The sequence below is a fragment of the Pseudaeromonas paramecii genome, from assembly GCF_039540575.1.
In the GTDB taxonomy this organism is placed as follows: domain Bacteria; phylum Pseudomonadota; class Gammaproteobacteria; order Enterobacterales; family Aeromonadaceae; genus Pseudaeromonas; species Pseudaeromonas paramecii.
Genome location: NZ_BAABFC010000010.1, coordinates 180,195 through 194,414, shown reverse-complemented (window position 1 = coordinate 194,414; position 14,220 = coordinate 180,195). Strand labels below are relative to the sequence as shown.

The following is a 14,220-nucleotide window of genomic DNA, read 5'->3' as shown; positions in this document are numbered from 1 at the left end:
ACAGTTCCACCAACAATGAATACGAGCATCATGAGCTTCGAAACTGATAAGCGCTTTAATGACTTGCAACACTTTCCCCGGGGTATCCGCCGCAGTGGCGAATTCACCGTCGCTGAAGCCGACCTGCTCGAACGGCATGGCCACGCCATGCTCAGTCTCTACCAAGGCAAGACACAGCCCCAGGATGAGCTAGAAACCAGCTTTCTGGAGAGGGTGCAACAGGGGGATGCCAGCGGCCACCTCTACGCCAAGGTGTGGTTGAAGTACCTGAAGGTCATCGGACCCCGTCGGGTACATCGCCTGTGCACCGCCTCCGGTTCCGGTGGCGATGACAGCGGCAGCTTCGACACTGTGGACGAGTCCCTGGAGTAATGGATACAGATCTGCTGCGTACCTTTATCGAGGTCAGCAAGACTCGCCATTTTGGTCGTGCCGCAGAAAACCTGTATCTGACCCAGTCGGCGGTCAGTTTCCGGATCCGACAGCTGGAGCAGCAACTGGGGGTCACCCTGTTTGCCCGCCATCGGAATAACATCCAGCTGACCGCCGCCGGTCAACATCTCATTCCCTACGCCGAGAGCATCTTACTGACCCTGGGCCGCGCCAAGTTGGAGCTGGCCCGGGATCAGGCCCAACAGCAACTGCTGGCGGTCGGCGCCCCCCTGTTTTGCTGGGAGATGGGCCTGCAGGCCTGGCTGGATCACTGGTTTGCCCAGGGTAGCCAACCGGCCTTGCGCCTGGAAACCGCCAACCGCGAACAACTCTGTCGTCAGTTGCTGGAGCGGACCCTGGATCTGGCCATCCTTGCCGAACCCAGCAAGATAGACGAGGTGACGGTGCGTCCCCTGGCCGAGTACCAGCTGACCCTGGTGAGTCGCACCCCGCAGCTCAATCTGGAACAGGCCGCCAGCCAGCCCCTTATCTGGCTCGAGTGCGGTCAGCAGAGCACTCAGCAGGGGATCCCTAGCGAGTTGCTGCAACGCAGCCCCACCCTGCACACCGCCTCCGTCAGCCAGGCCCTGCAACACCTGTTGGCCCACGGCGGCATCGCCTATTTACCCCGCCACCTGGCAAGCCCGGCCCTCAAGCAAGGGCAGCTGCACCTGGTGGACGGCGCCCCCACCCTGATCCGCCCCCTGTACCTGGCCTATCGCCATGGCTTTGATCAGGAGGAGCGGCTGGGCAACCTGCTGGCCGCCCCGCTCATCTTCGGCGCTCGCCGTTAGTCCGTCAGGCTGTACTGCGCCAGCACGGCGCCGCTTTCTCGCTCCACCAGGGTCAGACAATCCGCCTCGTAGCGGCCGTAGCTGGCGGGCTGCCCCTCCCGCGGCATGGCTAGGGAGCCGGGGTTGAAGCGCATGGGACCATGGCCATCCTTCTGCCAATGCAGCTTGTGGGTATGGCCGGTGAGCAGCAGATCCCGCGCCGTCAGCGGCAGGCTCTCCTCCGCCAGGCAGTGACCGTGGGTCATGAAGAAGCGGTGGCCATCCACCAGCAATTGGTTATGGGATGCCAGGGCGGGAAACTGCAGCAGCATCTGATCCACTTCGCTGTCGCAGTTGCCGCGTACCGCGATGATCTGCTGCCGCAGCCCATTGAGCCGCGCCGCCACCCCCTGGGGGTCATAGCCGGCCGGCACCGGATTGCGGGGGCCGTGATTGAGCAGATCCCCCAGCAGCAGGTAATAGTCGGGTTGCCAGGCGGCCAGTTGCAGCAGGGCGTGATCCAGGGCCACCAGATCGCCATGAATGTCGGAAAGCAGGGCAAGACGCATAAAAAACGGGCTCCATGTCAGCACAGGGAGCCCGCAGTATACCCCGTTAGGGGATCAGGGGGAGACCACCAGGCCAATCTGGCCCTCGGGCAACCATTCGTATATCACCTCGGCCTGCTGGCTACAGCAACCGCCATGACAGCCGCCGGTCTGGCATTTGCGCACCCGCCCCTTGCGCATCCACACCCCCATGATGCCCTCGAGCATGCCCTCCGGGATCCGGTGACGCCGGGCCAGCTCCTTCTGACTCAGGCGGCCCGCCGTCTGCAGGCTCTGCCCCACCTCCTGCAGTATCATAGCAACACCACCTTGCGGGACAGGCGTTCACCGCGGCGGCGCAACAGCCAGACGATGCCCCCCAAGGCCAGGCCATAGGCCAGCAGCCAGCTGAGGCTCTGCACCGGATGCACCGTCAGATGACTGAGCTGATAGTAGAGGGTCGATACCATGAAGGCGCACAGGTTACACCACATGGCGGTGAACAGCGCCCAGCTACGGCCTGTCTCCCGCACCAGAGCCCCCATGGCGGCGGCACAGGGCATGTACAGCAGCACGAACAGCAGGTAGGCGAAGGCCCCGGTGGCACCGGCAAAGTGGGTCTGCATGTTGCCGAAGATGGAGACGTCCACCGCCTGCTCCTCGGCCGCCGTGGTCAGATCGCTGGTCTCACCCAGCTCGATCCCCATGGGGTCGGTCGCATTGATGCCCGCCAGGTTGGCCGGAATGGTGGCCAGCGCCTCTTGCAGGCTGGCCAGCAGATCAAACTCGGCCGCTGCTTCCTCTCCCGGGGTCTGGTAGAGGTTGTTCAGGGTACCCACCACCGCCTCTTTGGCGAAGATCCCGGTGATGATGCCGACGGTGGCCTGCCAGTTATCCGGCTGTATCCCCAGCGGTGAAAGCACTGGCGTCACCTTCTTCGCCACCACGCTCAGCACCGAGCTGTCGCTATCCTGGTGGCCAAAGCTGCCGTCGGTGCCGAGGGAGTTGAACAGGTTCAGTACCGCCACCACCAGAACGATCGTCTTGCCGGCGCCCAGCACGAAGCCACGCAGCTTGTGCCAGGTCTTGATCAGCATGTTGCCCAGCCGGGGCAGCTCGTAGTCCGGCATCTCCATCAGCATGGACTCGCTCTTGCCCGGCAGCAGGGTCCGGCGCAGCAGCAAACCGGTGAGCACCGCCACCAGGATGCCGATGAGGTAGAGGGCAAACACCACGTTCTGCCCCGAGTCGGGGAAGAAGGCCACCGCAAACAGGGCATACACCGGCAAGCGGGCCCCGCAGGACATGAAGGGCGCCATGGCGGAGGTGATGAGGCGCTCCCGCTCCGTGTTGAGGGTGCGCGCCGACATGACCGCCGGCACGGTACAGCCAAACCCCATCAGCATGGGCACGAAGGCCTTGCCCGGCAGCCCGAGAAAACGCATCAACCGATCCACCACGAAGGCGGCGCGGGCCAGATAGCCAGACGCCTCCAGCATGGAGAGAAACAGGAACAGGAAGCCGATGACGGGAATGAAGGTGGCCACCGTCTGGATACCACTGCCGAAGCCGTCAGACACAGTCGCCACCAGCCACTCCGGCATGCCCAGCCCTTCCAGCAGATGGCGGCTGCCATCGACAAACAGGGCGCCGGCCAGGATATCGAAAAAGTCGATGAAGGCGCTGCCCACATTGATGGCGAACATGAACATCAGATACATGACACCGAGGAAGATGGGGATCCCCAGCCAGCGATTGAGCAACCAGCGATCCAGCCGCTCGCTGGCGCTGGCCCCCAACTTGCCGTGTTGCTTGAGACAGGCTTGGCAATGCTGATGAATGAAGTCGTAACGCACGTCTGCCAGGTGCAGATCCAGATCCACCAGGGCCTTGGCCCGGTTGCACAGGTTGGTCACCAGATCCGGTTGGCCAAGCTGCAGGTTGGCCGCCAGGCGGGCGTCCTCCTCCAGCAGGCGCAAGGCACAGCCGCGGGCCGCCAGATGGGGATGGGACAGACTGGCGGCCAGCTCGGCAATCAGCGGCTCCAGCTCGTCGCCGTAATGCAGGCTGTCCAGCGGCGCCTGAGGTTGGCCCATCAGGGCACTCATCATGGCCTTGAGACCACGGGTCTGCTTGCGGTTGTGGGCCGACAGGGCCACCACGGGGCAGCCCAGCACGGCACTGAGGCCTTCGACATCGATGCTCTGATGGCGCTTGGCCACCACATCGGACTTGTTGAGCACCACCAGCAGCGGCAGCCCCAGCTCCCGCAGCTGCAGGGTCAGGTACAAGGAGCGCGCCAGGTTGCTGGCATCCACCACGTTGACCACCAGATCCGGCTTATGGGTCAGCACGTAATTGAGCGCCACCTGCTCATCCACCGAGGCATCCCGGCCCTCCAGGGCATAGATGCCCGGCAGATCGACGATGTCGAACTGATCGCCATCCTGTTCAAAGGCGCCGGTCTTCTTGTCGACCGTCACGCCGCTCCAATTGCCCACATGCTGGTTGGCGCCGGTGAGGGCATTGAACAGCGAGGTCTTGCCACTGTTGGGGTTACCTACGGTTACCAGATGCCACTTCATACCAACTCCACCTCAATCTGGCCGGCCAAGGCACGTTGCAGGGAAAGCGTGATACCATCAGCCGCCACCTGCAGCGGATCGCCAAAGGGGGCGGTACGCAGCAACCGAACCTCGGTGTGTGGCAGCAGCCCCATGACCATCAGCTTGCGGCGCACGGCAGGCTCGACGCCCGCCAGGCTGCCGATGCGGACGGCACAACCGGGTTCCAGTTCAGATAGCAGCATGGCGACTCCTCAATACCATTGATAATGGTTCTCAGTAATCGCCATTATAGACGATTTCCCTAAAGAGAAAAGGGTGATCCAGATCAACCTATCTCTACCTTTTACCGACAGAATTTGCACATAGAATGCCCAGGAGCCCCACGATGGCCGATAACAACTCTCGACTGGTCTACTCCACCGATGGCCAGCACCTCAACACCCAGACCGCCGCCTCGGCCAGTCCATTTGCCGCCGATGGCCTGGTGCGGCTGCGCCGGGAAACCAAGGGTCGCAAGGGCGCCGGTGTCATCACCATCCACGGGGTACCGGCAGAGCAGCAAAAGACCATCGCCAGCCTGCTGAAGAAAAAATGCGGCACCGGTGGCGCCCTCAAGGATGGCATCATCGAAATTCAGGGGGACAAGCGGGAGATCATTGAGGCCGAGCTGGCCAAGGCGGGCTTTAGCACCCGTTGGGTCGGCGGCTAGGCAAACCCCGCTGGCTGGCTAAAACAGGCTGAGCTGCTCGCCGGCCAGGCCTTCGAAGCTTACGCCAATCCAAGGTAGGATCGCCTCCGCTACCGGCCGTAACTGCTTGTCGATGTAATGCTGATAATCGATGGCATGCTGGCGATGGCCCACCGGCTCCGGGCCCGCCAGGGTCTGGTAATAGGCGATCTCCCCCCGACGGCTGTACAGTGGTGGCAGGCCGGCGGCCTGCCTGGCCGCCTCCAGCTTGATGGCCGCCTTGACGTGCGGCGGCTGACTCAGCTGATAGGCCGCCAGGGGCCGCCGCAGTTTCTTGTGATAGACAAGCCAGTGATCCAACTCCCCCTGCCGGGTCTGACGCACCATCTGCTGCACAAAGGCCGCCACATCCTCATCGTGGAAGACCCGCCAATAGAGTCCCTGTTGAAACTGTTTGGCCAGCTCGGTCCAGTCACTGCGAATGCTCTCCAACCCCTTGAAGATCAGCTCATCCCCTTGCGCTGAGCTGACCAAGCCGGCATAGCGCTTCTTGCTGCCCTGCTCCTGGCCACGGATGGTGGGCATGAAGAAGCGGGCATAGTGGCGCTCAAACTGCAACTCCAGGCAGGAGCTGATGCCAAACTCGTCGACGAGCCGTTGCCGCCAGTAGTCGTTGATGCCAGCGGCCAGCGCCTTCCCCTGCGCCACCGGGTCGCTGACTTGCTCGGGCGTCAACCAGACGAAGATAGAGTCGGTGTCACCGTAAATCACCTGATAACCCTGCTCCTGCAGCCAGAGCCGGCTTTGCTGCATCAACCACTGCCCCCGCAGCGTGATGCTGGACGCCAGCCGCGCATCAAAGAAGCGGCAGCCCGGCGACCCCAGCACCCCATAAAAGGAGTTCATCAACAGCTTGATGGCCTGGGAGAGGACGGCATCCTGCTGGGCCTTGGCCTGATCCCGCGCCTGCCACAGCTGAGCCAGCAAGCCGGGTAAAATGGCCACCTCGGGGGCAAACCGGGCACCGAGAAAGCCGGGGATGGTGTCCTGCTGTCGGAGCATGCCCTCCACCAGCGCCAGGGGATCGATGGCGAAGGTACGGATGAGGCTGGGATACAGACTCTTGAAATCCAGCACCAACACATGTCGATACAGGCCGGGCACGGAGTCCATCACATAGCCGCCGGGCGAGGGAGTGATGGGGCCCTGCGGACGATCCGGCGCCACATAGCCTCGCCGGTGCAACCTGGGTAGATACAGATGGCTAAAGGCCGCCACCGAGCCGCCGGGTCGCTCCAGTGCCAGCCCGGAGAGCTGGGCGCGGCGTTGCAAGAACGGCAGCAGCGCCAGACGGTCAAACAGCTCCCAAACCAGCCGGCAATCCTGCAGGTTATAGCACGCCAGTTGCACCGGATCCTGCTGATGCCACTGCACTATGGCCTGCTCCCGCTGGTGCTCGGCGGTTCCCTGCAGATCCTTGCCCTCCCCCAGCACCTGACGGGCCACCGCCTCCAGGGCGTAGCTGTCGAAGTGCATGCCGGCAGACTTGAGGGCGGCGATGCCATCGACGGCCACCCGCCCGGGCAACAGCAGGGTGCCGGTATCCTTACCCTCCGCCGAGGGCCAGAACCGGGCCAGCTGGCCGGCCCGCCCCCAGTCGGCCGCCAGCCCATGCAACTCCAACCGCCGCAGCAGGAGCCGACAGTCAAAATTCACCAGATTCCAGCCAAGCAGCAAATCAGGATCCTGCTGACGCAGGCAGGCCCCCAGGTGCAGCAGCAGGCTGCGCTCGTCGGCCACCCATTCGATCTTCACATCAGCCGGTGAGGGACGTGGAGCCCCCACCATGATGACGGTATGCCAGCCTTGGTTGCACAGGCCGACGCACAGCAGCCGGCCATCCGGCGCGCACTCCACGTCCAGCGACAGGGCGCGGCCCTGCCAAGCATGTTCCGCCGGTGCCAGTTGAGTGACCCGGACTTCCCGGTATCCCGCATGGACGCTGGCCTCACCGCAGAAACGGACCCCGGCGGTGATGAATCGCTCCATCAAGTAACGATCCACCGGCCGGACATCCGCCTCCAGCAAGGCAAGACCATGCTGCCGCAACAGGGTACGAGCACGGTGTTCGACGCTCAGACTGGGCAAATAGCAGGCGCTCACCGGCTGCTGGGCAAAGCTCTTCAGCGCCAAAGGGCGAAAGCGTGCAGCCAGACCATGAACCTGCAGCAGGATTTCGGCCTGGGCCTGCTGGGCTTGTGGGAGAAAAAACAGGGGTTCGTGATCCGGCACTCGCAGCAAGGCCGGTCCGGCTTGGGTGGTTACCCAGAATTGCAATTCGCAGCGGCCCTGGCGATCCAGGGCCTGACGAGTCAGCAAAAAGCCGGTCTCATCCACCGGCTGTTGTCGCGTCATGGGGCGGGCAGGCGGTGACGCCGGCTACTCTTTTTTACCAAAGCCAGACGCCTTAAGACTGAAGCCAGCGTCGTTACGCCAGGCATCCAGGCCACTGCGGTTGTTGCCCGCCACCAGGCTGGCGGCCAGGCTGGGACTGTTGAACAGATAATCCTCGGTCAAACGATAGCCCGGCGCCTCCGTCACCAGCAGACCCTTGGCTTGCAGACTCAGGCGCAGTTCAATCACGGCCTCGCGGAGGGAGTCCGCCTGCTCGGCCACCAGGGTGGAGCCAGCCAGCAGCATGAAACCGGGTTGATGACGCTGCCCCACCGGATACCCGCTGGCCACCGCCCCCTTGACATGAAAATGGTACAGTTCCCGCTCCCCGGGCCGGCTCTCCTGCAGGGCCTTTTGCAACGCCATCAGCTCATCGTAGATGTCAATGGGCACCACAGCTGCCTGGCGATTGCCGCGATTATCCACGATGAAACTGACCTGCTTGCTCAACATCATCCCTGCATCCTCACCTTGTTTGATGGCGCCCCCGGCGCGTCGGATTAGTCTGCCTGTTGTCGAGCCAGGAACCAAGTCATCAGTGAGGAAAGCCGCATAAAGCTGTGATAAGGCTCGGGTCGTGGTGGCAAAGTGACCCCGGGGCGCGTCACCACCAGGGTCATGAGCCCGGCCCGCAGCGCACTGAGCATGCCGGTCTCGGAGTCCTCCACGGCATAACATTGGTAAGGCTCACGGCCCAGGGCCCGCACGGCGCGCTGATAGGGCTCGGGATGGGGTTTGGCCTGGGTGACATCATCCCGGGTGATCACCGCTTTAAAGTACTCCTGCCAGCCGAAGGCCTTGAGTACCGGCAGCACCTCGTGCCGGTAAGCGCCGGTCACCAGCGCCAGACTGGCTCCCAGCTCTGCCAGGCCGGCCAGCAGTTCATCCGCCCCCGCCTCCTTGCGCGGCAGCGAGGTGGCCAGCAGGGTCATCAGGCGGTCCCCTTTGCGCGCGGCCAACTCTGCCGGCAACACGGCGAGTTTAAACTCCCGGGCCAACACGGCCGCCGTACTCAAGGTGCCCATGCCGGCAAAGCGCCGCAGGTACTCCTCCTCATCCAGCGCCGCACCAAATACCGACAACTCCTCGGCCCAGGCGGCATAATGCAGGGGCTCAGAGTCCACCAGGGTGCCATCAAAATCCAAACAGACTGCCATCTGCGTCATGCCATACTCCTTATTCCAGTGGCCATCAGGCCTGCCGCTGCCCTTTTATTAAAGAAGAGGTCGAGCCACCGCTCAAGCCTAAACCCAGCCCCATGCCTGGCCGATACACGGCAGCGGCCGGGATGTCACCCCAACACAATCAACATAAAAAGTCACTTTTAGTGACTATTTATACTTGCGCATCCTGGCATTTTTCCTCATCATAACGCCAGTTTTTCTGTTGGAATACCGGCCATGGTTCGCGAAAGAGATGCAGTATTGGTGAGCGCGTTTCGGCACTCGACTCCCTATGTCAATCATCACAGAGGCTCCACCTTTGTCATCATGATTGGCGGCGAAGCCATCGCCGATGAAAACTTCAACAGTATCGTCACCGACATCGCCCTGTTGCAGAGCCTGGGTATCCGGCTGGTGCTGGTGTTTGGCGCCCGGCCGCAGATCGATAACCAACTGGCCCAAGCCGGGATCCGCTCCCGCTTTCACAAGCGCATTCGCATCACCGACAGCGACAGCTTCCGCATCATCAAGCAGGTGTGCGGCGGTCTGCAGCTGGAGATCATGTCCCGCCTGTCCATGGGGCTGGTGAATACCCCCATGGCCGGCGCCCGGGTCAACGTGGTCAGCGGTAACTTTGTCACCGCCCAGCCGCTGGGGGTGGACGATGGCATCGACTACTGCCACAGCGGTCGGGTGCGCCGCATCGATACCCAGGGGATTGAGGGGCAGCTGAACAACAACGCCGTGGTGCTGATCTCTCCCATCGGCTTCTCGGTCACCGGCGAGAGCTTCAGCGTCAATGCCGAAGATCTGGCGGCCCAGGTGGCCATCCATCTCAAGGCCGATAAGCTCATCGCCTTCTGCTCCAACCAAGGGGTGGTAGGACACACGGGACAAGTGGTCTCCGAGCTCTTCCCCGAGCAGGCCGAGGAGTGCCTGGCCCAACTGGAGGCCCAGGGGGAAGATAGCTCAGGCACCGCCCGTTACATGCGCGCCGCCATCAAGTCTTGCCGGGCGGGCGTTCCCCGCAGCCACCTGGTCAGCTACCGCGAAGACGGCTCCTTGCTGCAGGAACTGTTCACCCGGGACGGTATCGGCACCCAGATAGTGCGGCAGAGTGCCGAGCAGGCCCGGCGTGCCACCATAGACGACATTGGCGGCATCCTGGATCTGATCCGGCCCATGGAGGAGGAAGGCATTCTGGTGCGTCGCTCACGGGAACAACTAGAGATGGAGATCGATCTGTTCCAGATCATCGAGCGGGACGGCATGGTCATCGGCTGCGCCGCCCTCTATCCCTTCCCCGAGGAAGGCATGGGCGAGATGGCCTGTGTGGCGATCCACCCTGACTATCGCAACTCCAACCGTGGCGATCGCCTGGTGGCCAAGGTCGAGGAGCAAGCCAGGCTGCAACGGCTGCAGAAGTTGTTCGTGCTGACCACTCGCTCCATTCACTGGTTCCGCGAGCGTGGCTTCGAACCTGTCGAGGTGGCGGATCTGCCGGTGGCCAAGCAGAAGCTGTACAACTACCAGCGCCGCTCGAAGATTTTGATGAAGTCGTTGTAATCTAGACAAAAAAAAGGCGGGGCCGCAATAGACTACGGCCCCGTTTTGGCAATGGAGATTTCTGGTTTCCACGCCGTGGACTATAGCAGCGGGATCTGGCTCATTAGGTGTCACTCGTCACATTTTGACGCCAGTGTTGCAACTGGTTAACAAAAAATCCCAGTCCAGATCACACTTTGAAAGTGTTTTCACTCAAGAAAAAAGGTTCCCACTGGCAACAGAAGGCATTTTTGCGCCAAGGCTGTTGACAGTCAGGGGATCCGCAAGTAAACCTTTACGCCCCGGTACTTGGTACCAGGACCAGAAGAGGCGCGTTGCCCAGGCAACCGGCAGGAGGAGCCAACTCCCATGATCGCCGGCCAGGGGGAGCAACGCCGAGGCACAGTACGCCGTTGGGGCAAGACTGTGTCGGCTGCGTGGGCTGAATCCCTCGGGCTGCCACCTGTTTTCGGGTGGAGTGCTTCTGGCAAGATGTTGACCTCTCCCCTCTTGCCTGACTGCACTCCCCTTGTTCGACGTGACTAACGCTGGCGATGGCCAGCAGACAAGGAGTTTGAGTTGAGTCAGCTTACTGTGGCCAAGTTTGGCGGCACCAGCGTCGCGGACGCCCATGCCATGGCACTGTGTGCCAAGATCGTGACCCAGAATCCCCAGACCCGAGTGGTCGCTCTCAGCGCCAGTGCCGGCGTCACCAACCTCTTGGTCGCCCTGGCTCAGGGCACCCTGAGCCAGGAAGAGCGCCAGGCCCACCTGACACGACTGACCCATATTCAAGACGCCATCCTGGATGCCTTGGGGCGGCCAGATGCGGCCTGCCAGCAGATCCAGACCATTTTGGCCGAGGTAGCCCAGCTGGCCGAACAGGCGGTGCAGGAAACCGATGCGGCCCTGGTGGATCGCCTGGTGGCCCAGGGTGAGCTGATGTCCACCCGTCTGTTTACCGAGCTCCTCACCCAGCAAGGGCACAAGGCCAGCTGGTTCGATGTGCGCCGCGTGATGCGTACCGACAGCCTGTTCGGCAAGGCCACCCCGGCCATTGAAGCCCTGCGCACCCTCTGCCAACAGGAACTCTCCCCGCTGCTGACGGATCACATCGTCATCACCCAGGGCTTTATCGGGGCCAATGCCGAAGGCCAGACCACCACCCTGGGTCGTGGCGGCAGTGACTACAGCGCCGCCCTGCTGGCCGAGGCCTTGAATGCCAGCGAGCTGGAAATCTGGACCGACGTGCCCGGCATCTATACCACGGATCCCCGGCTGGTCAGCTCGGCGCGGCCCATCGACGAGATCAGCTTCGCCGAAGCGGCGGAGATGGCCACCTTCGGCGCCAAGGTGCTGCACCCGGCCACCCTGCAACCGGCCCTGCGCAAAGGGATCCCGGTGTTTGTCGGCTCCAGCAAGGCCCCCGAAGCCGGTGGCACCTGGGTGCGCGGCAAGACCGACAGCACACCGCTGTTTCGGGCCGTGGCCCTGCGCCGTAACCAGCAATTGCTGACCCTGCAAAGCCCCAGCATGTTGGGGGCCTGCGGTTTCCTGGCCGAGGTGTTCAGCATTCTGGCCAAGCACCGCATCTCGGTGGATCTCATCACCACCTCAGAGGTGAGCGTCTCCCTGACCCTGGATCACACCGGCAGTCAATCCAGCGGCAAGAGCATGCTCAGTGACGCTGTGCTGGCCGAGCTGAGTGCCTTGTGTAAGGTGAAGGTAGAAGAGGATCTGGCCCTAGTGGCCCTGATCGGGAATCGCATGAGCGAGGTGAATGGCGCCGGCAGCCGGGTGTTTGACACCCTGGACGACGTCAACATTCGCCTCATCTGCTACGGGGCCAGCCCCCACAATCTTTGCTTCCTGGTGCGGGAGGCAGATGCCGTCAGCGTGGTGCAGCGACTGCACCAGCAGCTGCTGGGTTAAGCGCACTTTAAGTCCTTTTACTCCGTTGGGCGCAGCTTGTCTGCGCCCTTTTTTGTGCCCGTGTGGCGCCCCTGCTATGCTGGCCACCTCACCCTCAGCACGGAGTCACCTGACATGATCCTCTCCACCACCCCCACCCTGGAAGGCAAACAGATCCTCGAGTACCGCGGCATCGTCGTCGGTGAGGCCATACTGGGCGCCAATATCTTCAAGGATCTGTTTGCCGGCATCCGCGACATCATAGGCGGCCGCTCAGCCGCCTACGAAAAAGAGCTGGGCAAGGCCCGGGAGATCGCCATGCAGGAACTCAGTCAGAGAGCCGCGGCACTGGGCGCCAACGCCGTGGTGGGCATCGATCTGGACTATGAGGTGGTAGGACCCAACGGTGGCATGCTGATGGTCAGCATCAGCGGCACGGCGGTGGTGATCCGCTAAGCGGCATCGTAAAGCGGCAAACAAAGAGGCCGGGCAATTGCCCGGCCTCTTGTTAAATGAGGATATAGCGAGTCATCAGGCCCGCTCGGCGGCTTCGCCATCTAGTTCACCGTTGGCCGCCATGGTCAGCTCCATGCGGCGGAAGCCCTGGGTCACGGCCACAGACGGCGCCTTGTCCAGCAGGCTCACCAGCCAGATGGTCAGGGTAGCCAGACCGAAGCCTGGCACCATTTCATACAGACCAAACCAGCCGCCGTTGCGCCAGATGATGACCGTCAGGGCACCTACCAGCATACCAGCCAGGGCGCCGTTGCGGGTCATGCGCGGCCACAGCACGGACAAGAGCACCACGGGGCCGAAGGCAGAGCCGAAGCCAGCCCAGGCGTAGCCCACCAGACCCAGCACCTGGCTGGTGGGATCCGAGGCGATGGCCAGCGCCACCAGGGCCACCAGCAGCACCATCAGGCGACCGCACCACACCAGCTCCTTGTCGGAGGCGTTAGGCCGCAAGAAGGCCTTGTAGAAGTCCTCGGTCAGGGCGGAGGAGGAGACCAGCAGCTGACAGGACAGGGTGCTCATCACCGCCGCCAGGATGGCGGAGAGCAGGATGCCGGCGACCCAGGGGTTGAACAGGATCTGAGACAGGGAGATGAACACCGTCTCGCTGTTGGCTTTCACACCCGCCGCCTGCGCCGGGTTGGCGGCATAGTAGGCGATGCCGAAGAAACCGACGCCGATGGCGCCCGCCAGGGTCAGCACCATCCAGGTCATGGCGATGCGCCGGGCCTTGGGGATGGTCTGCAGGGAGCTGGCCGCCATGAAGCGGGCCAGGATATGGGGCTGCCCCATGTAGCCCAGGCCCCAGGCCATCAGGGAGATGATGCCGATGGTGGTGGTGCCGTTAAACAGATCCGTCATGGCCGGATTGATCTGCTCCACCGCGCTCACCGCCTCACCAAAGCTGCCCACATGGAGCATGACGATGACCGGGGTCAGCAAGAGGGCGAAGATCATCAGGGTGGCCTGCACCGTATCGGTCCAGCTCACCGCCAGGAAACCACCGATGAACACGTAGGCCAGGGTCGCCAAGGCGCCGAGCCAGAGGGCGGTGCCGTAGTCAAAGCCGAAGGTCTGCTCAAACAGGCGGGCACCGGCCACCATGCCGGAGGCACAATAGATGGTGAAGAACAGCAGTATGATGATGGCGGAGAACACCCGCAGCAGCCGGCTGCGATCCTCGAAGCGGTGGGTGAAGTAATCCGGCAGGGTCAGGGCGTTGCGGGAGAGCTCGGTGTAGACCCGCAGGCGACCGGCCACCAGCAGCCAGTTGAACCAGGCCCCGATCACGAGGCCAATGGCAATCCAGCTCTCACTGATGCCGGAGACGAAGATGGCACCCGGCAAGCCCAGCAGCAGCCAGCCGCTCATGTCGGAGGCCCCTGCGCTCATGGCGGTGACGAAGCTGCCCAGCCGGCGGCCGCCCAGAATGTAATCGGACAGATTGCGGGTATAGCGCCAGGCCATGAAGCCGATGGCGATCATGGCCAGTATGTAGATCACAAAGGTGATCGTGGTTGGGTTGGTTGTGCTCATGGGCGTCCTGCCATTTGACGTGGAAAAACGCACATTGTGCGGGGAAATGCCGGATGGAGCAAGCCACGGGATGAGTCTGTCCGCCTCATC

At 62.7% G+C, this 14,220-nt stretch carries 14 protein-coding genes and 1 riboswitch; of the genes, 6 read left to right on the top strand and 8 right to left on the bottom strand.

The genetic code is table 11. The features are described 5' to 3' along the window. Nucleotides 1-30 precede the first annotated feature (30 nt). The gene (locus ABD847_RS08115) at nt 31-372 is read left to right on the top strand and encodes a MaoP family protein (protein WP_345011811.1); all 342 of its coding nucleotides are present in this window, start codon (nt 31-33) and stop codon (nt 370-372) included. Further along, nucleotides 372-1,226, top strand: coding sequence for an HTH-type transcriptional regulator HdfR (gene hdfR, locus ABD847_RS08110; RefSeq protein ID WP_345011809.1), 855 nt, complete (start codon nt 372-374; stop codon nt 1,224-1,226). The genes ABD847_RS08115 and hdfR overlap by 1 nt, the downstream gene beginning before the upstream one ends. Here hdfR and yfcE read toward each other — a convergent pair. From yfcE to ABD847_RS08090, 4 genes are read right to left on the bottom strand one after another with little or no spacing between them, the layout of a single operon-like run. After that, nucleotides 1,223-1,774 (bottom strand): phosphodiesterase, encoded by a 552-nt coding sequence (gene yfcE, locus ABD847_RS08105; protein ID WP_345011807.1) that lies wholly within the window; start codon nt 1,772-1,774, stop codon nt 1,223-1,225. The genes hdfR and yfcE overlap by 4 nt on opposite strands. 54 nt (nt 1,775-1,828) lie before the next feature. Beyond that, complete coding sequence (locus tag ABD847_RS08100) at nt 1,829-2,071, bottom strand: FeoC-like transcriptional regulator (RefSeq protein ID WP_345011804.1); 243 nt, start codon at nt 2,069-2,071, stop codon at nt 1,829-1,831. Next, a complete protein-coding gene (feoB, locus tag ABD847_RS08095) occupies nt 2,068-4,338 on the bottom strand; it encodes a Fe(2+) transporter permease subunit FeoB (RefSeq protein ID WP_345011801.1) in 2,271 nt (756 codons plus the stop codon). The genes ABD847_RS08100 and feoB overlap by 4 nt, the downstream gene beginning before the upstream one ends. Continuing rightward, the gene (locus ABD847_RS08090) at nt 4,335-4,562 is read right to left on the bottom strand and encodes a FeoA family protein (RefSeq protein WP_345011799.1); all 228 of its coding nucleotides are present in this window, start codon (nt 4,560-4,562) and stop codon (nt 4,335-4,337) included. The genes feoB and ABD847_RS08090 overlap by 4 nt, the downstream gene beginning before the upstream one ends. Before the next feature lie 143 nt (nt 4,563-4,705). Here ABD847_RS08090 and ABD847_RS08085 point away from each other — a divergent pair, with 143 nt between their 5' ends. Further along, complete coding sequence (locus ABD847_RS08085; protein WP_345011797.1) at nt 4,706-5,029, top strand: translation initiation factor; 324 nt, start codon at nt 4,706-4,708, stop codon at nt 5,027-5,029. Nucleotides 5,030-5,047: 18 nt separating this feature from the next. Here ABD847_RS08085 and ABD847_RS08080 read toward each other — a convergent pair whose 3' ends face one another. The 3 genes from ABD847_RS08080 to ABD847_RS08070 are packed head-to-tail and all read right to left on the bottom strand — an operon-like array spanning nt 5,048 to nt 8,628. Further along, nucleotides 5,048-7,423: a DNA polymerase II gene (locus ABD847_RS08080; RefSeq protein WP_345011795.1), complete on the bottom strand. Its 2,376-nt coding sequence runs from the start codon at nt 7,421-7,423 to the stop codon at nt 5,048-5,050. Between the two features lie 24 nt (nt 7,424-7,447). Then, the gene (locus tag ABD847_RS08075; RefSeq protein WP_345011905.1) at nt 7,448-7,915 is read right to left on the bottom strand and encodes a DUF4357 domain-containing protein; all 468 of its coding nucleotides are present in this window, start codon (nt 7,913-7,915) and stop codon (nt 7,448-7,450) included. Between the two features lie 47 nt (nt 7,916-7,962). Continuing rightward, the gene (locus ABD847_RS08070) at nt 7,963-8,628 is read right to left on the bottom strand and encodes an HAD family hydrolase (RefSeq protein WP_345011793.1); all 666 of its coding nucleotides are present in this window, start codon (nt 8,626-8,628) and stop codon (nt 7,963-7,965) included. A gap of 234 nt (nt 8,629-8,862) precedes the next feature. Between ABD847_RS08070 and argA the strand changes: the two genes are divergently transcribed. From argA to ABD847_RS08055, 3 genes are all read left to right on the top strand, one after another. Further along, complete coding sequence (gene argA / locus ABD847_RS08065) at nt 8,863-10,191, top strand: amino-acid N-acetyltransferase (RefSeq protein ID WP_345011791.1); 1,329 nt, start codon at nt 8,863-8,865, stop codon at nt 10,189-10,191. 296 nt (nt 10,192-10,487) lie between these two features. Beyond that, nucleotides 10,488-10,662, top strand: a riboswitch (Lysine riboswitch). 87 nt (nt 10,663-10,749) lie between these two features. After that, on the top strand, nt 10,750-12,102 hold the full coding sequence (gene lysC / locus ABD847_RS08060) for a lysine-sensitive aspartokinase 3 (RefSeq protein ID WP_345011789.1): 1,353 nt from the start codon (nt 10,750-10,752) through the stop codon (nt 12,100-12,102). Nucleotides 12,103-12,216: 114 nt separating this feature from the next. Beyond that, entirely contained in the window at nt 12,217-12,537 is a 321-nt protein-coding gene (locus ABD847_RS08055) for a heavy metal-binding domain-containing protein (protein WP_345011787.1), read from the top strand. A gap of 75 nt (nt 12,538-12,612) precedes the next feature. On the opposite strand, the gene putP is transcribed toward ABD847_RS08055, so the two are convergent. Then, nucleotides 12,613-14,130 (bottom strand): sodium/proline symporter PutP, encoded by a 1,518-nt coding sequence (gene putP, locus ABD847_RS08050; RefSeq protein ID WP_345011785.1) that lies wholly within the window; start codon nt 14,128-14,130, stop codon nt 12,613-12,615. Between the last annotated feature and the right edge of the window lie 90 nt (nt 14,131-14,220).